This window comes from Pseudomonas sp. D3 (assembly GCF_029320995.1).
GTDB classification, from domain to species: domain Bacteria; phylum Pseudomonadota; class Gammaproteobacteria; order Pseudomonadales; family Pseudomonadaceae; genus Aquipseudomonas; species Aquipseudomonas paraveronii.
The window spans coordinates 3430778-3452973 of the sequence record NZ_CP119772.1; the positions used below are offsets into that span (position 1 = coordinate 3430778).

The following is a 22196-nucleotide window of genomic DNA, read 5'->3' on the forward strand; positions in this document are numbered from 1 at the left end:
GCTTCTGTCAAAATAGATTACCGTACAGTTCGGTATCGTTAATAATGTCTTTTGTCCTTGGAGCACGCTATGTGCCTTGCATACCCGAAGCGCCTCATGTCAGTGGTGGTCATCGCGTCAATCAGTGTCTTGGCGGCCTGTGGCAAACCGCCAGGCGGCGCACCACCGGCTGCAGGTACGCCTGAAGTGGGTACGCTCTCTGTGCAGCCACAACGCGTGGTGTTTACCACCGAGCTTCCTGGACGGACGGTGCCGTTTCTGATCGCAGAGGTAAGGCCTCAGGTCAACGGAATCGTGCTCAAGCGCAGCTTCACCGAGGGCAGCGACGTCAAGGCGGGCCAGGTGCTCTACTCGATTGACCCAGCCACCTACAAAGCCACCTATGAAAACAATGTCGCGGCATTGGCCAAGGCCCAGGCAACCCTCATCTCCACACGACTCAAGCGTGATCGCTACAAGGAGCTGTCCGCCGTCAATGCCATAAGTCGACAGGATTACGACGACGCTGTGGCTTCCGTGGGCGAAGGCGAGGCGGATGTATCATCGGCCAGGGCCAATGTTGAAAGCAGTCGCATCAATCTGGCCTACACCCGTGTCGATGCCCCGATCTCAGGACGCATCGGCAAATCCAGTATCACCCCAGGCGCATTGGTCACGGCCAGTCAGAGCACGGCCATGGCAACCATCCAGCAGCTTGATCCGATCTACGTGGACGTCACGCAGCCTAGCGTCGCACTCCTGCGCCTCAAGAAAGCAATGGCCCAAGGCGATCTGGAAAAAAGCGGTGCAAGCGCGGCTAAAGTCAGGCTGCGACTCGAAGACGGCAGCTTTTATCCCCTGGAGGGCTCGCTTGAATTTTCGGATGTGACGGTGGATCAAGACACCGGGGCCATCACCCTTCGCGCGATCTTTCCCAATCCCAACGCCACCCTGCTTCCGGGGATGTATGTCCGCGCGGTCCTTGAAGAGGGTGTCAAGGATCAAGGCCTGCTGGTTCCCCAGCAAGCGGTATCAAGGGACAGCACAGGCAAACCCCAGGCTTACGTGGTGGGCAAGGACGACAAACTCGAGCGACGAGATCTGGAAACCGACCGGGCTATCGGGGATCAGTGGCTGATTCGCAGTGGGCTGAATGCCGGTGATCAATTGGTCATTGATGGGCTGCAGCGCGCGGCCCCTGGTGTGACGGTCAAGACCGTACCGTGGCAGGCGCCGTCCGTGACGCAGGCACCTGCACCTTCCGACCTTCATTGAGCAGCGGGTAAATACCATGGCACGTTTTTTTATTGATCGCCCGATTTTTGCCTGGGTGCTGGCCATCATCGTCATGCTTGTCGGTGTGTTGTCCATCCTGACGCTGCCCATTGCGCAATACCCGACTATTGCACCGCCCGCCATCGCCATTACCGCGACCTACCCAGGTGCGTCGGCAAAAATCCTGGAGGATACGGTCACTCAAGTCATCGAGCAGAAAATGAAGGGCCTGGATCGCCTGAGCTACATCGCGTCAACGAGCGAATCCAATGGCTCCGTCACGATTACGCTGACCTTTGAAAACGGCACGGACCCTGACACTGCGCAGGTACAGGTGCAGAACAAGCTCGCACTGGCGACTCCCCTACTTCCCTCGCAGGTTCAGCAACAGGGCGTGCAGGTCGTCAAATCGTCCACCAACTTTCTGAATATCCTGGCCTTCACCTCCGAAGATGGCCGAATGAATGGTGCCGATCTATCGAACTATGTCTCGGCCAACATCCAGGACGCGATCGGAAGGGTCGATGGGGTTGGCGATACCACGTTATTCGGTGCGCAATATGCCATGCGGATATGGCTCGATCCCGACAAGCTGGAAAACTTCAGCCTGACGCCGCTGGATGTAAAGGACGCGATCCAAGCGCAGAACGTGCAAGTGTCATCCGGGCAACTCGGCGCGCTGCCGGCGTCCGGCAACCAGCAACTCAATGCGACCATTACCTCTCAGACTCAACTTCGCAGTGCCGCCGAGTTTGAGGACATCTTACTGCGCACGCAGACCGACGGCGCCCAGGTGCGTTTGCGTGACGTCGCCCGGGTCGAACTGGGCAGCGAAAGCTACAGTAACGCCAGTCGGTTCAATGGCAAACCGGCTGCCGGTCTGGCCATCAAACTCGCTCCGGGAGCCAACGCACTCGATACGGTCAAGGCCATCGATGCGCGGATTGAGGAGTTCAAACCCTTTTTCCCGCAGGGTGTTCAGGTACAGAAACCGTATGACACGACCCCTTTCGTGCGCATTTCCATAGAAGAAGTCGTGCGCACGTTGGTCGAAGCGATCGTGCTGGTATTTCTGGTGATGTACCTGTTTTTGCAAAATTTTCGCGCAACCCTCATTCCCACGATTGCCGTTCCGGTGGTGTTGCTCGGCACGTTCGGCGTACTTGCGGTATTCGGCTTCAGCATCAACACCCTGACGATGTTTGCGATGGTGTTGGCGATCGGGCTGTTGGTCGACGACGCCATCGTGGTGGTGGAGAACGTCGAGCGGGTCATGAGCGAAGAAGGCCTGTCGCCCAAGGAGGCAACTCGCAAATCCATGGGGCAGATCACCGGGGCGCTGGTCGGCGTCGCACTGGTGCTGGCCGCGGTGTTCATCCCTATGGCGTTCTTCGGCGGCTCGACGGGGGTCATTTACCGCCAGTTCTCCATCACGATCGTGTCGGCGATGGTGTTGTCCATTCTCGTCGCAATGATTCTGACGCCCGCACTCTGTGCCACGCTGCTCAAACCGATCGATCGTGGACATGAGCTGACCCAGCGCGGTTTCTTCGGCTGGTTCAACCGGACCTTCGAACGTGGCAGCCGCCATTATCAGGGTGGCGTGAACCATATGTTGAGCAGGCCCAAACGCTATATGCTCATCTACGCCGCGCTCCTGATCTTGGTTGTCGGCGCCTTCCTCAAAATCCCGGTGGGTTTTCTGCCCGACGAGGATCAAGGCACGCTCTTTGCGCTGATACAGCTTCCACCCGGCGCGACTGCAGCCCGCACCAATGACGCGCTCAAACAAGTCGAGCAGCATTTTCTCGTGGATGAGAAAGAGGCGGTTGCGGGCATTTTCACCGTCTCCGGATTCAGTTTCGCAGGCAATGGCCAAAACACTGGCCTGGCATTCATCAAGCTGCGGCCATGGGACGAGCGCCGTGACGAATCCCTTAGCGTCAACAGCGTGACGGCCAGGGCATGGGCTTATTTCGCCAAGGTCAGGGATGCGCAGATCATCCCGTTCGCCCCACCCGCGGTATCGGAACTGGGCAACGCAACGGGTTTTGACCTCATGCTTCAGGATCGCGCAAACCTTGGCCATGAAGCCTTGATGAAAGCCCGTAACCAACTGCTGGGCATTCTCAGCAAAGACCCGCGATTGGTCGCCGTTCGGGCCAACGGGCAAGAGGACGCGCCAGAGTTTCGTCTGGATATCGATCACCACAAAGCAGGCACGCTAGGGCTTTCGATGTCCGATATCAACGATACCTTTTCAACAGCTTGGGGGAGCACTTACGTAAACGACTTTCTTGATCAGGGTCGGGTCAAAAAAGTCATGCTCCAGGGGGATGCTCAGTTCCGTATGTTGCCTAAGGACATCGGTCGCTGGTATGTCCGCAACAGCGCAGGAACCATGGTGCCGTTCACCGCGTTTGCCACGGCGCACTGGGCGTCGGGATCGCCCAAGCTTGAGCGCTACAACGGTTCGCCGTCAGTGGAGATACTTGGCATGGCGATGCCGGGGAAAGCGTCAAGCGGCGAGGCGCTGGCGATTGTCGAAGACGCCATGGCCCAACTGCCAGCAGGCTTTGGCTACGAGTGGACAGGTTTGTCGCTCCAGGAAAAAGCATCAACGGGCCGCACCGGGCTGCTCTACGGCTTGTCGATCCTGATTGTGTTCCTGTGTCTGGCAGCGTTGTACGAGAGTTGGGCGATACCGATGTCGGTGATTCTGGTTGTCCCCTTAGGCGTACTCGGCGCACTGGTCGGTGCCATCCTGACGTGGAAGATGAACGACGTGTATTTCCAGGTCGGCTTACTGACCACCATCGGGCTAGCGTCGAAAAACGCCATTCTCATCGTCGAGTTCGCCAAGGAGATTCACGAGCAAGGCAAGGGGCTCATTGAGGCAGCGCTTGAAGCGGTCAGGATGCGTTTACGCCCCATTCTGATGACGTCGCTTGCCTTCATTCTGGGCGTACTGCCCATGGTCCTCGGCAGTGGCGCCGGCGCCGGGGCACAGCACGCACTCGGAACGGCGGTGATTGGCGGCATGCTCTCTGGGACATTGCTTGCGATTTTCTTCGTGCCGGTGTTTTTTGTCGTCGTCTACAAATTGTTCAAAATTGATGCTTCGTCATGATGTTGTTCAGCGCGCGGGCTGACTTACGCCGGTGTCCCCGCGCCAATCAAAAAGCCAGCCGCCGTTGCCCAACACGGGTTATTGATCCTCGCCAAGCAGGCCAAGCCGATAGGCCCATTGGGTCATATCGGCAGCGTTGTGTGCGTCCAGTTTTTTCATCAGGTTGAGCCGATGGGTCTCTACGGTTTTGAGGCCTATACACAAGATCTCGGCAACGTCTCGATTACGCGCGCCTTCGGCGACCAGCTTCAAGACCTGGCGTTCTCGTCCGGTCAGGCTGACACCGCTGGCCGCGTGCCCGGCGCCGCGTAGCGCCATGACTTGAGCGGCATCGAGACCGGAATCGATATAGATTTTCCCTGCGCGCACCTGGGCGATGGCCTGGAGCAGGTCTTCGCGCCGGCTGCGCTTGAGCACATAGCCGACCGCGCCGGCCTCCAGCGCCAGCGCGGCGTTATGTTCGGAGACCGTCGAAGTCAGGGCGATGATCAGGATGGCCGGCCAGCGCCTGGCGATCAGGGTCAGGGCCGAGACGCCATCGAGCAACGGCATATTCAGGTCCATCAACACCAAGTCAGGTTGCAAGGCGCGGCACATGGCAACGGCTTGCTGACCATCTTCGGCCTCGCCCGCCACGCTCAGCTCAGGCACATCGGCCAGCAGCGCACACAACCCTTCGCGAATCATTGCGTGATCATCCACCAGCAGTAAACGGCACTCAGACATCGTCAGGCTTTCCAGTTTTTTCAGAGGGGCCGGGCTGACGCGCAGCCAGGGTCAGACCCTGCATGTCCAGTTGCAACAGCGCAGCGAGCATCGTGGCGATATCCGCGTCAGCGGCGGCCTGTTCCATCAACGCAGCCGACGCCTCCAACGCCGCTTCACCGAATTGCCCGGCACTCCCCTTGAGGCTATGGGCGATACGCGCGGCCTCGGCGTGATCGACCTGCGCGACCGCCTCCTTGAGCCGCACCAGCAAGGCCTGGCAGTCCGCCATGAATAAACGCTGCAGACGCGGGGCCCGGAGTGGGTCCTGTTCCTGGAGTGGCATCAGCGTCGGCACGGGCTTCGCCAGGCTCGGTGCCGAGGGCTCTGCGCTGCGCAACTCCATCCCCCGTGCCTGCTGCCGCACAATCACTTGCGTGATCGCATCGAACAGCTGCATCGGTAACACGGGCTTGGCGAGATACTCGTTGGCGCCGGCTTCGATGAAACGCTCGCGGTCACCGCTCATGGCGTTGGCGGTCAAGGCAATCACGTAAACATCCTCATCCAGCACTGAGCACTGCCCCGAACGCAATTGACGAACAGCCTCCATGCCATCCATTCGCGGCATTTGCCCGTCCATCAAGACCGCATCGAAAATCTTCCGACCGAGTATTTCCAGTGCCTCGACACCGTCGCGGGCATGAACGACGCGATGGCCGAAACGCTCCAGGAACAACTGAGTAATCTCGCGATTGGTGGCGATGTCATCGACCACCAGGACATCCAGGCCGAAGTCATGCCGCTCCAGACTGCGCAACGGCGATGCGGTTTCGCAGAGCGTCGGCGTTGCACCGCTCTGCACCTCGCACAAGGTCCGATAGAAATGCTGACGACGCAGCGGCCTGACAACGCACGCGGCCAGGCCATGGGCGCGCAGTTCATCGGCAGACGGCAGTGATTCCACCTGCGAGGCCATCAGCACGATACGCGCGGTGGCCAACGCCGGGGCTGCACGGCACAGGTCGGCGAACTCGACGCCATCGACCATCGGCAGGCGCCAATTGACCAATACTAAGTCGAACCTGACACCCAACTGTGCCTGCTCGTGCATCAGGCTCAATGCTTCTTCGGCAGACGCTGCGCCCTGGCACAGCATCTGCCACTGGCCGAGCATCTCCATCAATGCCCCACGCTCATCGGCGTGTTCATCCACCACCAGGGTCCGCAGCCCCCACAACCGTGGGGCGTCGGCCGCACGCGCCGGGCATTGCGGCAAGGGCAAGGTCAGCGCGAAGGTCGAACCCACATCCGGTTGGCTGTGCAACTCGATACCGCCACCCATCATCCCAGCCAGGCGCTGGCTGATGGACAAGCCCAACCCGGTACCGCCGTAGTTTCGGGTGGTGGAGGCATCGGCCTGCAAAAACGCCTCAAACACCGAACGCTGTGCGGACGGCGCGATGCCGATGCCGGTATCGATCACCTGAAATCCAAGCTGGTCGTCCTCCCCCCGCCAGACCAGCAGGCGAATCGAGCCGCTGGCGGTGAACTTGACAGCGTTACTCAGGAGATTGAGCAGAATCTGCCGCAATCGCCACGGATCACCGATCACTTGCCCCGGTACATTGGTGGCAATATGACAGATCATGCGCAGGCCTTTTTCCGCCGCGCGCGGTGCCAACAGTTCGGTGACGTCTTCCAGCACTTCGGTCAGATCGAACTCGACCTGCTCGATATTCAGGTTACCCGACTCGATTTTGGAGAAGTCCAGGATGTCGCTGATCAGCGCCAGCAGGGCTTCGGAGTTCTCACGGATGGCCGTGACAAAATGTTGCTGCTGAGCCGTGAGCGGCGTATCCGCCAGCAAGTGATTCATGCCGATGACGGCGTTCATCGGGGTACGGATTTCGTGGCTCATGTTGGCCAGGAACTGCCCCTTGAGTTGGTTGGCCTGGTTGGCCATGTCCCGGGCGCCCTGCAGTTCCTGAGTGCGCACCTCCACCAGGTGCTCCAGCCCGGCCTGCTCGGCCTGCAACGCATCGAGCAAGCGGTTGTAGGCCCTGGCGAAGCGTCCCAGCTCATCGGCGCGCGCCTCTGGCAAACGACGCGACAGGTCGTCGCCGCGAGCGGTTTCTTCGATTTCCCGCGCAAACCGGGCCAGCGGCTGCGCCAACTGGCGATGCAACACCCAGAGTAAACCAAGGGCCAAGAGGATGAAGCCGACAATCGCAAAAGGTACCTCGGCTAGAATCAGGCCCAACGCGCCGGCGCGCAGTTGCGCTTGCGGATAAACCGTCAACAGATACCAATCCGGTTGCTGCAGGTGAGCGACGATCATCGGCGTGTCGGCGTCGAAGCGACCGATCTGTGGGAAGCCGGCGGCGGCCGGCAAATCCGCGATCAGTTGCTTAAGCCTGTCGCGGGAAACCGCCTCCAGCGTATTGCCGGAAAGATCGGCAATACGCTGACCTTGTGCATCCAGCAACAGGGTGGGATAGCCATTGAGCAACTGCCCGATACGGGCCAACCGCTCATCGAGCTTCAATTCATAGCCGGTCATGAACAAGGGTTTGCCCGATACATCCCGGGCGACCACCGCAACGCTGATCAACTGGCGGCCCAGCGACGGCTCGTAATAGGGCCCGTCCCAGACAACCTGAGGCCCATCTGCCGATAGTCCGTCGAACAGCGCGCGCAAATGCGTTGCTCGGGCCTGGGCGAAACCCGACGGAATATCGACTTGCGTGGAAAAAGCCGCCCCAGCGTCGGGAAAATAGAAAAACGTATCGACCGTCATCGCCTGGCCGGCCGTACCGAATGCTTCGGCAGCGGAAGCGGCGCGGGCCAACCGATCGGTGGCCGCGGCGTTGTCCGCAACGCCCGGCCCGGGCGGATTGAGCACCCAATGCAGGGTGCTGCGCTGGAAAATATTGCCGCCAAACTCGTTTGCCGCGCCGCTGTTCCAGCGCGTCATCAGTCGTCTGGCGCCCTCCTCCGCGTCGCGAAAATCGTCATTGTCCACACTGGAGAGCAAGGCCAGGCGCTGGCTGAGATCGTCCAGCGCCTTGCCTTGCAGTTGTTCATACGTGCGCCACGCGCTAAGCCCGGCGGCCACGCACCAACTCAACGCGAGAACCAGCGCCAGCACACAGGTAATGCGCAGCGCCAATGAAGCACGCCAGCTCTTCATCACAGGTCGACCTTACTGGCGGCTGCACTGTCGAGTGTGGCGCTCACGCCCATTTTGCGCAAAATGTCGCGAATCGCCCGTTGTGCCGCCGCGTCGTCACGCAGCGCCACCACCAGCAACCGCGTGGCCTTGTCGCCGGTTATCGTCTGTGCGGCTTCGCGCCGGCTGGACAAACCCAAGGTGAGCAGTTGCGCCTCAAGGTTCTTCACGCGCGTCTCGTTGCCATAGGTGCCAAGATCCAAGCGAATCCCTTCACCTGCCGACAGCCCCGTTGCCACGGGCCTGGGCGTCCAGCACCAGGCGATCTGGGTCGGCGGTTGAATACTCGCGACCCCCTGCTCGGTGGGCGAACCGAGCGCGGCCAGACGCACATTCGTCGCGGCCGCCTGGGCATCCATCGCCGTCAACTGTTCGGCGATGCCATTCAACTGTGCATCGAGGATGGTGGCCTGGCGCTGCAATTGGTCGGCCTGGCTATACTTGTCCATCAATACCTGTTCGCCTTCCTGGCGGTAGGTCAGTTGAATGCCGATAAGATTCTCACTGCCCATCAAGTTACGCTGGCCCGGAAAATCATCAGCGCTGAAGGTGTGTTGCCCACCGTTGAACAGCCGCAGGAAGTCCACGAACGCACGGTCCCCGGTCCAGTGCCGGGTCAGCTTGAAGTTGGCGAAGCTGATCTCCAGGGCAACATCGGCACAGGCCCCGGGGGCCCAGACGAAGCTGGCGCTGGTGGGAAAGTTGAAGTTATCCAGCACTGTCGAACGGCCACTGCATTGCAGCGTCAGGCGCGTCTGCTGGGGCAGCGAGCGAGCGCCGAGGTTGACCTGTGACGGCGCGGCGGACAATTCCACCACGGCCGCCGTGGCCTGCAGTGTGGCAATGCTTTGCTTGAGCTCTGCCCGTTGCGCCACCAGGCCTTTCTGCTCGGCTTCGAGTGCCTGCCGGCTTTGCTGCTCCGTGGCCTGCTGGGCCTGACTCTGTCGCTCGGCACCGAGCAGATCGTTGCGCGCATGCTGCATACGACTGACATAAGCGTAGAACGCACCGGTCAACGGAATTTGCACACCCAGCGCTTCCCGTCCGCTGTAGCGCTGCACATCGCGTTGCACGAAGGTTTTCACCGCCCCGCTCATAAAGGCCGGCAGTTGACCGCGTTCGCCGTACAGCAGCTCGTTAAGCATGACCGGGTCCTGCACGCCCTGGATCGAACTGAGCAACTGCCCACTCCAGTCACTTTGCAGGCGGCAGGCCGCCACTTCGGAAGCGTAATGCGAGGCGAAGTCCAACTGGCCGGTCGCCAACGACCAGACCACATCTTCACGCGGATCCGGCCCCTTCAGCGCCTGGATCAAGGCGCTGCGCACGCTATCGGCTTCCCACAGCGGCGCAGACTTCACCGAGGGATCGGCACCGAAGCCCCAAGTATCCACGGCAACCTGGAACGCTTGCGCATCGCTTTTCTGCAGATCGGCCACCACACCTTTCATCAACTGCTGAAACCTGGCCAACGCGCGGGCTTGGGTCAATTCGTCGCGCAAGCCGTTGACGCCACTCTCGATCGAACCGCCACTGGCCACGCCCTTGAGCACATCGCCCCCCAGCGCATTGGTGATTTTCAGGCTGCCCAACGCCCCCGCTTCGGCATGCAGATCGTTGTTACGGGCCAGTTCAAGCAAGCGATCGAGCGACACCGCCCGGTTCGCCCAAGGTGCGCGTTGCTCGACGGGGATCAGAGCGAACCGTTCGGCACTGCGATGCAGCAGCTTCAGGAACGGATCGTTGGGCGTACCGACGACACTCAGGGCCAGTTGCCAATCACCGCGATTTTTCAAGCGCGTCTGCGCACTGAGCAGGCTGCCCTGGAGAAACCGATACCAGGCATCCTGGGTATCGCTTCGGTACTGATCGAGGAATTTTACCCGCTGTGTCTCCCACAGCGCGCTGTCACGGCTGGCGAGGCCGAGTTCATCCATAAAAGCAAAAATCGCAGTATGCCCTTGCGACGTATAAGCACCGGAAAGACTCAGCCCCGGGTTATCGCTATCGCTCCAGTATTCAGCCAGCCGGATCGGCGGCAGATTGTCCTGCAGTTCGGCCCAGGCTTTCAGCCACGTCAGGGGGCGTCCCTCAAGCCCCATGCTTTCGAGCTGACCCAGCAAGGCCGTTCGCTGGCTCTGCATCTGCGCCATATCGGTCTGCCACTCCAGATAGGAGCGATAGCTGCTCCCCAGGGTGACCAACTGCCCGGCGCTGGTCGCTTGCTTGGAACCGTAGGTCAAGTTCAGGAAACCCACCTCGGAACCCGGCAGCGGCAGGTTATCCATCGACTGATTGTTCAGACGGGCATCGAGCAGGTTGATCCGTCGCACAAGGAATTCGGCATACGCGGCAATCAGACGTGGATCGCCGCTGTTCAACGCGCTGCGCAGGTTTTGCGAGATGACACCATCGAATACTGGCGTGCGTATTTCGTGGTCGAACAACCTGACGTAGTCAGAGCGGTAGTGCTCCTGGACCTGTTCGATATGCCGTGAGAACGGCAGCAAACCATGCCAGCCGCCCTGCTGCTGGTCAGACAGGCTGATCAACGCTTGGCGGAAGCGACGCAGCGCATCCAGGTCGGTCTCCAGCCCGCCGTCGAAGTCCTCGGCCGCTGGCGGCTCGTCCATCGCTTCGGTAAGCACTGCCTGAGTGTGGTGGTCGGCATACACCAGCAAGGCGCCAAAGCCGACACACAGTCCCAGCCAGCCAAGCACTGCGGCATGCGCCAACAGCCTGCGCCAGCGATGCCAACTATCGATGGGCTGATAAGCATGGCGTTGCGCCGGCAACAGCTGTCCCAGCAACTCATGACTGAACCAGCCTTCGCTTGTGCCGTCAGCCTCTTGCCCGTTGGCCGTGAGGAACAGCCCGCAGAGCAGCGGCAACTCGCTGTAGGGGTTGGCGTCAAACGCGGGTAACAGCAGATGCTGGAGACGCGAGCGTAGATCAACGATGCGCTCCGGCAGGCTGAACGCCTCTTCATCAGGCAGGCCACGCACGCCCAATTCGATACGCAGGTCGAACAGCCGCTGGCCAATCCCACTGAACATCTCTTCGAGAAACACCTGCGCCGCCCCCGTGCGCTGCAGGCTGAGCAGGCCGAATGGCTGCTCACGCTGGGGCGGTGTGAGAGCGGACGCCCATGGGGTGAAGCCCGGCAAGGCCTCGGCACCGGTAATAATGAAATACACCGGCAAACGGGCACCAAAGACCTTCACCAGGTCATCCAGGCGGCGGCGCAGATTGTGTCCCTGCTCGGCCAGGCGCGCATCGGAATCGCTCAACAAGCGCTGGCAGTCGATCACCAGCAGCACACCGTTGAGGGGTTCGCGGCGCCGTGAACGCAGCAGCCAGTAAAGCAACCGTCGCCATTCCGGGCCCGCGTCGCTGTTGCCCTCGGCCATGCGGCCGGCGGGATCAATGATCACGCCACGCTCAAGGAACCACCAATCCAAGGCCCCAGTCGAGGCAGCCGGCTTTCCACCGTGGGTCGAACGCATGGCCGAGGTCAGCCCGCTGTTGCCCAGCAAACGCCGGGTGCCGCTGTCACTCTCGCCCAGCGTCAAGAACCAGGGCAGCACATACAGCGGTGACCCCAATCGACTCAGGCGCGACTGGCGCAACATCTGCACGCCGCTGTTCCAGTCCTGATCAAGCGCCGGCGCCTCATCGCGACGACTCTGGGGCAATTCGCTGTTCATCCGCCGACGCAAGCGCCAGGCATACCAGCGCCGCCCGACCCCACGCAGGCAAAAAACCAGCAACAGCGCAACGATGAAAATCACCGGCACGTACCACAATGGCCAGTTTTGGTAGAGCGCCAGGCCCCAGAGCAACAGCACGATGCATACCAGCAGCACCGCCCAGAGCAACAACACCCCTGCTTTCTTCAACATCAGCGCATCTCCAGCAATTGGCTGACTTGTCGACCCAGCGAGAGATCGAAACTGATGTAAAGCACGGTCAACAGAATCAAGGGCACCCCGATCAGCAGCAGCAACGAAATACCGGGCAAGCCCCGGCGCACCACACGCAGGCGTGTTGGCAACTGGGCCTCGGGTTGTTCAAACAGATGGCTGGTGGCATCCAGCGGCACCATCTGCCGATCGAGAATGATCCGTTCCAGGCAGAGCCGGCGGTATTGCATCAGTTCACCACCCGGGCGGGTCGCGTAGCGCCCCTGGAAGCCGCCGAGCAAGGCCAGGCCGAAGACCTCGCGGGCACCGACCGCCGCCTCGGGCAACGCCTCCAAGCGCTGGAAGAACTCGACACCGGCACGACTGGTGGAAAAGTAGTGACGTTGCAACGGCGCCCGCCGCCATTCTGCCGCCCCGGGCCATTCGCCAGACATGGCCGCCTCATCGATCCAGGCGACCACCGCGAACAACGCCTCACGCACTTCGGCTTCGGCAAAATGCAGCTCGCGGGCCCGATTGGCCGCGCCATCGAGCAGCACGATGAGCGCCGGCGCAAGCGTCTCATAGGACTGTGCCGGATCAATGAAGCCGCGCTTGGCAGCCTCGAAACTCGACATCCAGCAGTCAGCCAGGCGGGGATTGATCATGTGCGCACCACCACCAGGTCGATACTCAGGTCAGCCGGCGGCTGGGGCAGGAAAAACGCCGCCTGACGCTCCTGCTGTAGCGTGTCCCAACCATCGCTCAGCGTTTCCAGGCGGAAGTACAACGCGCCGGCCACCCGTGGCAGCCCTTGGGGCGGAACCTGCAGGTAGATCAACTCGACGCCGGGCAACGCGCGGTTGACCAGGCCTTGCATGACACTCAGCGCACCGAGCTTGCCATCCATCGGCAGGCACTCGGCCAGCCACACAGGATCCACCACACTGCGCGCCACCAGAAAGTAACGATGCCGTGGGCCGAAAAACGCGTCTGGCAATGGGGCCTGATAAAATCCTTCCTGCAGTTGCAGGTGCACCAGCAACTCTGAGCCGATGCTGATTTCATTGAGCTGCTGGCCGATCAGGGCCACCAGTGCAATCGTTGCAGCCCCCGCGTCCTCGTGTTTGTACGGCAGCACCAACTGACGGCCATCCGGCGTTTCGCCGAGCATGTCGCAGACATCGGAAAACAGACTCAACTCACCGACAAGTTGGCGCAGGGTGCCGTAAAGCTCCCATGGCGAAACCTGTGGTGTTTCCAACAAGTGCGTCAGCAACGGGCCATAGCGATTCAGCACAGCCAGGGCCATCAGATGGTTGACCTGCGCAGCGTCGAGATCGCCGCGCCGCGACTCTCCCGGCTGCTTGTACACCGACAACTGCCGCGCCCGGCCGACCAGTTCGTCACGGACTTCACGCAAGGTTTGCAGGAGCATCGGCGATGCCGCCAGATTGATCGACGGCGGCACGTAGCGCTGGGCCGGCCGGACGCGATCACCGTCCAGTTCAAGGCGGGCAATCGGCAGCAGCTCGTAGGCGCTCAAATGCTCCAGCTCATCCTCCCAGAACAGCCGCAACACATAGGACATCGGGCGCACCCGCGCTTCCGGGGAATTGCCGAGACGGTCACCGATCACTTCCGGGTCAGCCGCCACGATAAACCGCGCTTCCGCCCGAGAACCGGCCGAGAGGGTCTCGAACACTTGCGCGTTGACTTCGCCTGGCAGCAAGCGGCGCAACCCCACAAACAGCGTGCGGCCGCCACTGAATTCGCCCAGGTCAAGGCTGCGCGATTCCAGCACCGCATTACCCGGGTACTCGGCCAACGTGCCTTCGGCGAAGCGCACCGACAATTGATCGAGCAGGCATTGTTTGGCAACCAGCGCGGGCTCGTTGATCTTCAGCGAGATCAGGCCCCACGGGTATGGATGGTTCAACCCCGTGGTACGGGCAAGACGATGCTCGATACGGGCATCGTTCTGTTGGAAATGCTGAGGCTGGAGGAACAAGCCCTGGTGCCAATACAACAACTGATCGATATTCATAGGGCTCGGTTTCAGGCAAAAAATTGAAAAAGCGTGGCCGTTGCAACGCTCACGACAAGCAGGTCAGTCCTGTGCGCCGGGCAGGCGCACCTCGCCCTCTCGGGGCTGCACCGGCTTGGGCAACGCCAGGCGACTTTCCTTGCCGCGCAACAGCGCATCGGGCCCGACGAGCAGGTCAATGGCGATGGGGCGCGGTGTGGCGGTCCAGGTCTTGCTGAAGAACCCCGTCGACGTCACATCGACGCCGATCTGGTAGAGCTTGACGCTGCGCGCCGGGTCCAAGTGCGCATAGCCGACGGCGACGCCGACCATCTTCGCGCCCTCGAGTCGCGGCAGGCTCAACTGCCGGGTCTGACCCGGCTCGATAAACAGCCGCGTAAGCCCGATCATCCCGGGCGGCGCGTTGTTCATCAGCAGCAGGCTGCTCAGTTGCTGGGAGCTGCCGGTGTAGGCGGAAAACGCACTGATCTGATCGAACTGCGTGATCACCACCAACAGGTTATGCGCCTGGCCGTCGTACTGATTGAGGTCGTTATCGGCGGTGAAGCTCAGCTCGATGGCGTTTTCGGTGTAGTCCCATTTGAGCGCGGTGAGGGCCTTTTGCTCGGGGGTGAGTTCCTGGGAACTGCAGGCGGTGAGCAGGATGCACAGGACGAGCAGGTACAGGCCGGCATTCCTCATGACAGCACCATGACAAGGGTCTGGCTGGGGGCAGACACCATCCCCACGGTATTGGGCGGCGTCCCGTTATGGGCAGTCTGGCAAGTGACCCGGACGGCAGGCATGCCGCCCACCATCACCTTTGCACTGCCATTGAGGAATGCCATCGCGCCCATGATCTTGCCGCTGATGATGCCTCCTCCCACGCCGCCCTGATCGCCGCTGCTCAAGAGCACCTTACTCATGAAGTTCATCGCCGGTAACCCGGCAACCAGCACAGGCACGACGAGCCCGCCAGGATCAGCCATGGACGTATCGGCGGTATTGGGAAAAGGCATGGGCATCGGGCCAGCCGGCGTTGGCACCTTACAAACGTCCGGGGCCGTGGAGTTCGCTTTGGCTCCTCCATTGTTGAGCATGTACATTGGATATCCCCTATCCCAGCTTGATTCGTTCACCATCAAGGGCGATGGTGACTTCGGCAAACAGATCCAGCGTTTCGCCGCGCAGACTCCAGTCTTTGTCGACCCGCTGACGCAACGAACCTGCACGCAACTCCTCATGGCCCTGCACCGCACGGCGACTGTCACCATATTCAGCGAAATGACGGGCAACGTGCTCCGTGTGTCGAACAGCGCTGTCGTTACGCTCGATCCAGTGCTGATCAACACGCTCTCCGGTGACCTCAAGGTGGTTTACGCCCAACTGAGCCTTGGCGAAATGCCCTGCCGCGCGGTCAGCGCGCACTGCCAGGCTCGCCCCTGCATCCAGCGCAACGCCGTCTCGGGCCTCAATCGACAAAGCACCCGTGGGCAACGTCAGAAGCACATCCCCCGATAGCCGCAATTCGCTGGGTTGAGGTTTATTGCGTTCAAGTACGCTAAGGATGTAACCCTCTTCACAGGCCAGCGAAATGAGCACACTGTCCCCGACCGCCGGCTGGAGCAGACAGCCCAAGGCAGGCTTGAGCCAGTAACGATGACCTTGAGCGCTGACAACGCCGAAACGCTCGCCCTCGACCGCATTGATCCGCCCGTGACGCAGCACGGCGTGACTGTCCATAAAATTCGGTGCTTCGTTCATCTCAGGTTCCTATAAGGTCGGTTGCCAGCGTTGCGCTGCCAGGCGTTCGCTGTCTTCTGGACGGATCGCGTCACGATTCGCGCCGTGCCAGTCACAATCGGAAAGTTGTGCGCCGTGAAAATCGGCCCCCATCAGATTCGCGTCGATGAAGGCCGCTCGTGGTGCACGTAGCGCTTCACACAGCGCGTACTGCAAAGACACCCGGACCAACTGAGCGTCGGATAAGTCGGCACCGGTGAGGCAAGACAGGTCCAGGCATGCGTCGGTGAAGTCGGCACCGGCGAAACATCCTTCGGCGAAAATCGCCTTGTACAGTCGAGCATTCGTAAAGAGCGCGCCTTGTCCCTGACATTTATAAAACGACGCGGATTCCGAGTCGCAGGCCGTGAAGTCAGCATCGAGCAGTGTGGAACCGTCGAAGGCGCATTGGTGCAGAACCAGCCCTGCCAGACGCGGACTATCAAAATGACAATCGGTCAAACGGCTTTGTGACCAGCGTGACGCACTGGCCTGCATGAAGGGCAAGAGGCACCTGGACCATTGGCTGGTCGCCATGTGGGTGCCATTCAACCGCAGTTGGGGGAATTGACTGTCGATGACTGACAACCCTTTGACACTGGTCTGACTGAGGTCCAACTCTTGCCCTTTGCAGCGCAACCACACGCCATTTGCGACTTGCGCCCCCACCAGACATGCCTGGTCGAGCGAGCAGTCAGTCAGATTGACGCCAGTGAAAGTGCTGCCCTCAAAGCGCGCCGCACATAGGTTGCTGGAGACGAAAGTGCAGTCTTTCAGGCTGGCTCCGGTAAAGTCCGCTCCGCGCGCATCGACGCGCTCTAGGCGTGCGCGGGTAAGCTCAATGCCACGATAGTCGCCGCCACGCAGATTCAGATCCTGTAATGGCTCATACGCATCCATCAGCACGTGCAATTGCTGCGCGGTCAGGGCAGATTCAGACATGGGCAAGGTCCTCTTTCAAACGGCATCGCCCCAACAGGGCGCGTGCCAGTTGAACGTCCTGGCCTTTCACCGCCTCAGTGACGGCACCGAACAGATTGCTCCCGCTCAGGTCTGCTTTATCCAAGTCGACCTTGCGTAAACGCGCTTCCATCAGGTTCGCCCCCGGCCATCTGCAGTCACTTAGATCGCTGCCGGTAAAGTTGGCTTCGCGGGCATCGAGGTGATGACCATCGCTGTCGCGCAGGTCGCAGCAATTGATCAGCGCTTTGTGCAGACACGTCTCTCGCAGGCTGGCGCCACGCAGTTGCGAACGGTTCAGGCCAGCGCAAGACATATCAGCCTGATCCAGGCAAATCCCGGGCAATTGACAGTTCTGATCCAGGCGGAAATTTTGCAGCTTCGCAGCCTTGGCGTTCACCCCGCTGCCAATCACTTGCGACCAGGAAGCACCGTGCAAATCCGTACCGGAGAGTTGCATCTGAGTCAAAGTACAAGCATGAAATCGAGAGCGACTCATATGCGCATCGACCGCCTGGACCGCGTCCAGCGAACAGTCTTGAAAACTTGCACCGGTCAACTCCGCGCCGCTCAGATCGGACTGACTGAGAACACAGTCGACAAACTGAGCTTGCGGTAAATACGCCTGCGCCAATTGCGCCCGCAGTAGGCTGCACCCCGTCGCATAAAGCGCCTCGAGCCGGGCACCGGCGAACCGGCCATCATCCAGGCGACAACGCTGAAAAACAGCGGTGTGCAGTTGCGTGTCATGCAGATCGACACCACTCAGGTCGCTGTCGGTAAACAGGCAGCTTTGTAACTGCGCTCCGCTCAGGTTTGCCAGGAGAAGTTGACAGGTTTCAAAATGCGTACCTGCCAGCTCCGCTCTGGAGAGGTCAATTCCAGAAAGATCCAGCCCAATGAAGTGTTGCTTCTTCAAGGACTGAGCAGATGCATAAGCAACTTCGATGAGCTCACGCGTCCAGACGGTCGGCGATGCGAGCAGAGCTGGTTCGAGCAACTGGGCTGAACCTGCCGCGATCTGCTCCATCATTGCCGCGACGGCGTTGGTGATTTTAGTATCAACCGATTTTGCGGTGGCAACGGCTTCCTCGATGCGGGCTTGATAGTCGGCCTTTTGTGCGTCGGACACAGGCAGTCGAGCAACCATGGAGGCCGCGTCCAACTTAGCATGTGGATTGGAGGCCTTTGCGGCAGCAAGATGAGCGTTAAGCGACTGGCCGTTACGGTTAAGGCGTTTGGCTATCTGTTCCGCATATTGATTAGCCCGTGCCTCGGCGTTTGTGATGGAGGCACGGATATCCGCCTCTAGAGCAGCCGGATCGAATCGCGCAGTCGGCGCTGTAGAACCAAGTTTTACCAGAGCCACGAAGTCCGGCCGCTCAGGAGGAGGATATTTTAAAGGATCAAAGGTCTGACCGACTCGTGCCGTCAGCTTCTTCGCCATCTCGATCGTGGTCTGATGAATCTTGAGTATTTCGTTGTAAATACGATCAGCATCAGCCTGCAGAGTGCGTAATGCACTGTCAGTATCCACGGGCGGCACTGGCGTAGACTCCATCCTGACAGGCTCGGCCAGCGCTCTCGGCCACAGCCTGTCAATCCATTGTGTAGCACTCAATACCGGGTCAGTACGCGTCTCACAAGCGACGCCTATCGCGGCGATGTCTTCACCATCGACTTCGGTGACCGCTACCTCTGCTCGATACAACAGCAACTGGTATTCATCATTGGGGAACAGCCAGACGGTGTCGAGATCCAGGGCCACTTCAGCAATATCGAGGGGGCTACTGGTGAGTTCGATGAACAGCCGCGGGCGCAGGCCTGGTAAAGCGCCTGTTATCTGCGCCTTGCGTGAATGCATGCCGGTAACTGACCAGGACTCATCACCTTGCCAGTAATGTGCCTGGCATTGATCCTCAGCAACCTCATTGAACCAACGCAAATCAGTATCCGCCGGTAGCCATGGTGCGTGATGAGTTTGCCAGTGCTCGTCCAGCGTACCGATGAATACCGTGCGCTCTTTACATTGCGGCGACATCGGCAAAAAGCTGGCCAGTGGGGGACGGTCTATCGGACTAAGTAGCGGGAACGCAGGATGTTCTACCTGAGGTAGCGCACCACCCTCTCCTCGCTCAAGGTCAACGTAATAGCCTTTCCCATTCGGATTGCTGGCATCACCAATACCGCCGAACGCCTGTTCAAAATCAATCGCCACCGAGTTCAAGCGCCCCACCGTGTCAGCAGTCCAACCGGTGAAACCTTGTCGCCACGTGCGCGGAGGAAAGACATGCAAAGTCTTCTCGCATGAGCCTAACTGCACGCGTACTGCCATGCCTTCGCTCTGTTGTTCACTCAATGCAAATGCATGCCCAAGGACGGCAAACGTGCCGACGCTTTTTTTCAAACCGCGATCAAAAGCCTCGTCAACAAAATTAGACCCAATCCACTTCCAGGACTCGGTTGCCGGCAGTGCTCTACCACTGTTGCTGTCAATCAGAAAACCCACGGTAACGACCAACGACTGACTTGTTGGCGTGCAATGCCGAGCGGTTAGCAGCAGGCTACTTTCATCAAGTTTATAGTTCATTCAGCCGTTACCCATGAAGTGAATAAGGAATTCAAACAAACGCCTCTTCGGCGGCCCTCATTGCGATTTGAGACGCCTCATTAAGCTTCTCCGCCCCAGAATTAATAAGAACTCCACTTGTGTCTGCGGTCTTTTTAAGAAGTTTTAAAGCCTCTGATTTAGCAATAGCCACTACGGCTTGAGGTATCAACACCGGCTCCATTCCTAGCCCCTGGGTTGAAGTCTGCGACTGCAGCGTTACGCCCCAAACAGATGTCGCCGAAACACACCCACCGACATCTATGCTTTGAACCACATCACAGCTTTTAAGCGTTGTGTTTCCAGTCACCACGAGATCACCTGAAACATTCACACTCCCATCAAAGGTGATAGCTATATTGGAGGAAATAATAATGCCTGCCGGGGTTAACGAAATAACATGTGGCCCACAACTGAGCCGTAACAACACAGCGGATTCATTGGCATGAGTCCCTGATTTTACGGTTTTATTTACAAACTCCTCAGTCTTATTAACACCTTGAAGTTTTGTGTTAATTGCCTTTACCAAGTCAGTTGCCTGTAATCTCTTAAATCCCGTTTTAAACTCGCTCCCCGCAGGACTTAGGCAAAGTGACGTTTTGGGACCGGCAATACTGACCGCAATCTCATACCCCAGCACGCTCAAGCTTTGCTTCAGCAACCCTATCGACGCAGAAACCTGTTCCATCGTCGAGTCCGTTTTTACTGACCAGGACGGCGTAAGCTTCAGAGTCGGTGCGATCTGAAAATCCGGGAGTTTCCCGGTTTTCGAAAAAGTAGGAAAGACGTCATGTGATTTTGCACTTTGCATGCCATTCAACGAAATGCCGAATCCGCCTCCCATGCTATGGGAGTAAATATCGGAAACCTCGTGCTTGTACGAGTTGGATGCCAACTGCATATGATTGTCGGTTTGAAGATGAGCGCCGCTGACACTGCCCTCACCCAGGGTCAACTTCGTATTGCCAACGGGGGCGCCCATTCTCATCATCGGGCCTGATGCACTGTCTTCCATCGCCAGATAGTGGCCACCCGGGGTATTGATACCGCTCTGTGTCGCATTATCCATAGCGACTCGCGCCGGATTTTCCGAGTTGGGCACGCTGCCGGTGATGACTGGCCGATCAGGATCCCCACCGAGAAAAGACACCAGCACTTCGGTGTCCTTGAGTAGTGGAAATGCCATGCCATGGCTTGAGCCATTGGAGACTGTCGCCATGCGCAGCCAGGCAGAACCGCGGGTTGCATTCTTCTCGCCGCGAATGAACGGGAAACTCACCTTGTAGCAACCATGCTCATTGAGCAGCGGCCGCCCGGTATCTTCATCACCATCCACCACCGCACTGAGCACGCCCTGCACATAAGGCCTAGGTGTCACACAGGGTGCGCGGAACTGCACGTCGCCGGGCAACGCGATAAAACGCGTGTTGATACCTTGCCCAGGGCCTTCCCCCTCCGACCCCAGGCCCGGCAACGGCTGACAACCCTCATGGTGAACTTCAATAACCTGATAACTGGCATTGAACGTCGGACGCGGGTGGCCCACTAACAGCATCGGATAACCGGCGCGCAACCCCGTGGCTCGACCGCTGCCATGAAACTCCCGTTGACGACAACCGATGGCCTGGGCGCGGCGATCCGCCAACCATTGCCCCTGTTCGAGTGAACCGAAGTGCTCGCCATACAAGCCTTGCTCGCCGACAAATACAGACGAACCAGAGACGGCCTCTCGTTGTTCAGTCGAGGCATCTGCGCCAAGGCTGGCAGTTGCCACCGAAGCGTTGACCTCTAACTTCAACTGCGCGTTGCTCGCGGAAAAGTCCTGGAGCGTGACCCCCGCCGCTTGCCGGACGAGTTTGCGCTCGAAGGTACGCGCTACCGCCAGGACCCGACCTACATCCAGTTCCGAATCTTGACGACGATAGGTCAGCAGACTGGGGAGTTGCGGCTGGTACAGTCGGTCGCCACAGAACACCAGCGCCTCACCGTCAGGCCCCTGTTCAAAGAAGTAATACACGCCGAAATATTCAAGAAGACGTGAAATAAAGGCGAAACTGGTTTCTTCGAACTGGCAGGTAAACGTCGCCTGAGTCAGCGGGTCATCGGCCAGCGGCAGGCGAATATCGAAGTCATACGCCGAACCGGGCAACCCGGTCATACCCGGCCCTTCGACATTAAGGTCGGCCAACTTGAGCACGTCGCGAATCAGTTCCGGCAGACTTTTGTCCAACCAGATTTCCGAAAAGCGGAAATGACGCAACTGTACAAAGCGCGGTTCCAGCACCACGCGGTAGTAGAAATACAGGGAATCGGCGTCGAGATAATCCACCTCCGTGACCACGCCCTGATAGGGATGCGGTTGCCCCAACGCATCGCTCAGGGTCAATACCGCTCGGTTGCCCAGCAGTGCTTCGTCGTCGAACAACGGATTGATCGTGGCCAGCCGAACCTCGAAGCGATAGGGCTGAGAGAGCTTTTCCTCGCCCTGCCACTGCTGCACCCATAATGTTTCGAGCAGCAGCGAGGGTGCCAGGCTGGCGAAAGTGCAGAGCGCGTGATCATTGAGAGCCATCAATCAATCCTTGTTCTTCAATCGG

13 protein-coding genes are annotated in these 22196 nt (G+C 59.5%); 2 read left to right on the forward strand and 11 right to left on the reverse strand.

Annotated elements, in window-relative coordinates:
• The first annotated feature begins 96 nt into the window (after positions 1-96).
• Together P3S72_RS15620 and P3S72_RS15625 are read left to right on the forward strand one after the other, a co-directional pair.
• A complete protein-coding gene (locus tag P3S72_RS15620; protein WP_276192983.1) occupies positions 97-1254 on the forward strand; it encodes an efflux RND transporter periplasmic adaptor subunit in 1158 nt (385 codons plus the stop codon).
• A 16-nt stretch (positions 1255-1270) separates the two neighbouring features.
• Positions 1271-4384 carry an efflux RND transporter permease subunit gene (locus P3S72_RS15625; protein WP_276192984.1) on the forward strand — a complete coding sequence of 1038 codons (3114 nt, stop codon included), beginning with the start codon at positions 1271-1273 and terminating at the stop codon, positions 4382-4384.
• A gap of 78 nt (positions 4385-4462) precedes the next feature.
• On the opposite strand, the gene P3S72_RS15630 is transcribed toward P3S72_RS15625, so the two are convergent.
• From P3S72_RS15630 to tssI, 11 genes are all read right to left on the reverse strand, one after another.
• A complete protein-coding gene (locus tag P3S72_RS15630; protein WP_276192985.1) occupies positions 4463-5110 on the reverse strand; it encodes a response regulator in 648 nt (215 codons plus the stop codon).
• A complete protein-coding gene (locus P3S72_RS15635; RefSeq protein WP_276192987.1) occupies positions 5103-8282 on the reverse strand; it encodes a response regulator in 3180 nt (1059 codons plus the stop codon). The genes P3S72_RS15630 and P3S72_RS15635 overlap by 8 nt, the downstream gene beginning before the upstream one ends.
• On the reverse strand, positions 8282-12223 hold the full coding sequence (locus P3S72_RS15640; protein ID WP_276192988.1) for a type VI secretion protein IcmF/TssM N-terminal domain-containing protein: 3942 nt from the start codon (positions 12221-12223) through the stop codon (positions 8282-8284). Before P3S72_RS15640 ends, P3S72_RS15635 begins: the two co-directional genes overlap by 1 nt.
• Positions 12223-12891, reverse strand: coding sequence for a DotU family type IV/VI secretion system protein (locus tag P3S72_RS15645; RefSeq protein WP_276192989.1), 669 nt, complete (start codon positions 12889-12891; stop codon positions 12223-12225). Before P3S72_RS15645 ends, P3S72_RS15640 begins: the two co-directional genes overlap by 1 nt.
• Positions 12888-14270, reverse strand: a complete 1383-nt coding sequence (tssK, locus tag P3S72_RS15650) for a type VI secretion system baseplate subunit TssK (protein ID WP_276192990.1) — start codon at positions 14268-14270, stop codon at positions 12888-12890. Before tssK ends, P3S72_RS15645 begins: the two co-directional genes overlap by 4 nt.
• 63 nt (positions 14271-14333) lie before the next feature.
• Positions 14334-14951, reverse strand: a complete 618-nt coding sequence (gene tssJ / locus P3S72_RS15655) for a type VI secretion system lipoprotein TssJ (RefSeq protein WP_276192991.1) — start codon at positions 14949-14951, stop codon at positions 14334-14336.
• Complete coding sequence (locus P3S72_RS15660; protein WP_276192992.1) at positions 14948-15355, reverse strand: PAAR-like domain-containing protein; 408 nt, start codon at positions 15353-15355, stop codon at positions 14948-14950. The genes tssJ and P3S72_RS15660 overlap by 4 nt, the downstream gene beginning before the upstream one ends.
• A gap of 10 nt (positions 15356-15365) precedes the next feature.
• Positions 15366-16013: a DUF3540 domain-containing protein gene (locus P3S72_RS15665; RefSeq protein ID WP_276192993.1), complete on the reverse strand. Its 648-nt coding sequence runs from the start codon at positions 16011-16013 to the stop codon at positions 15366-15368.
• Between the two features lie 9 nt (positions 16014-16022).
• Positions 16023-16973 (reverse strand): pentapeptide repeat-containing protein, encoded by a 951-nt coding sequence (locus P3S72_RS15670; RefSeq protein WP_276192994.1) that lies wholly within the window; start codon positions 16971-16973, stop codon positions 16023-16025.
• Positions 16966-19581, reverse strand: coding sequence for a DUF2169 domain-containing protein (locus tag P3S72_RS15675; protein WP_276192995.1), 2616 nt, complete (start codon positions 19579-19581; stop codon positions 16966-16968). Before P3S72_RS15675 ends, P3S72_RS15670 begins: the two co-directional genes overlap by 8 nt.
• A 31-nt stretch (positions 19582-19612) precedes the next feature.
• Positions 19613-22171, reverse strand: coding sequence for a type VI secretion system tip protein TssI/VgrG (tssI, locus tag P3S72_RS15680; RefSeq protein WP_276192996.1), 2559 nt, complete (start codon positions 22169-22171; stop codon positions 19613-19615).
• Between the last annotated feature and the right edge of the window lie 25 nt (positions 22172-22196).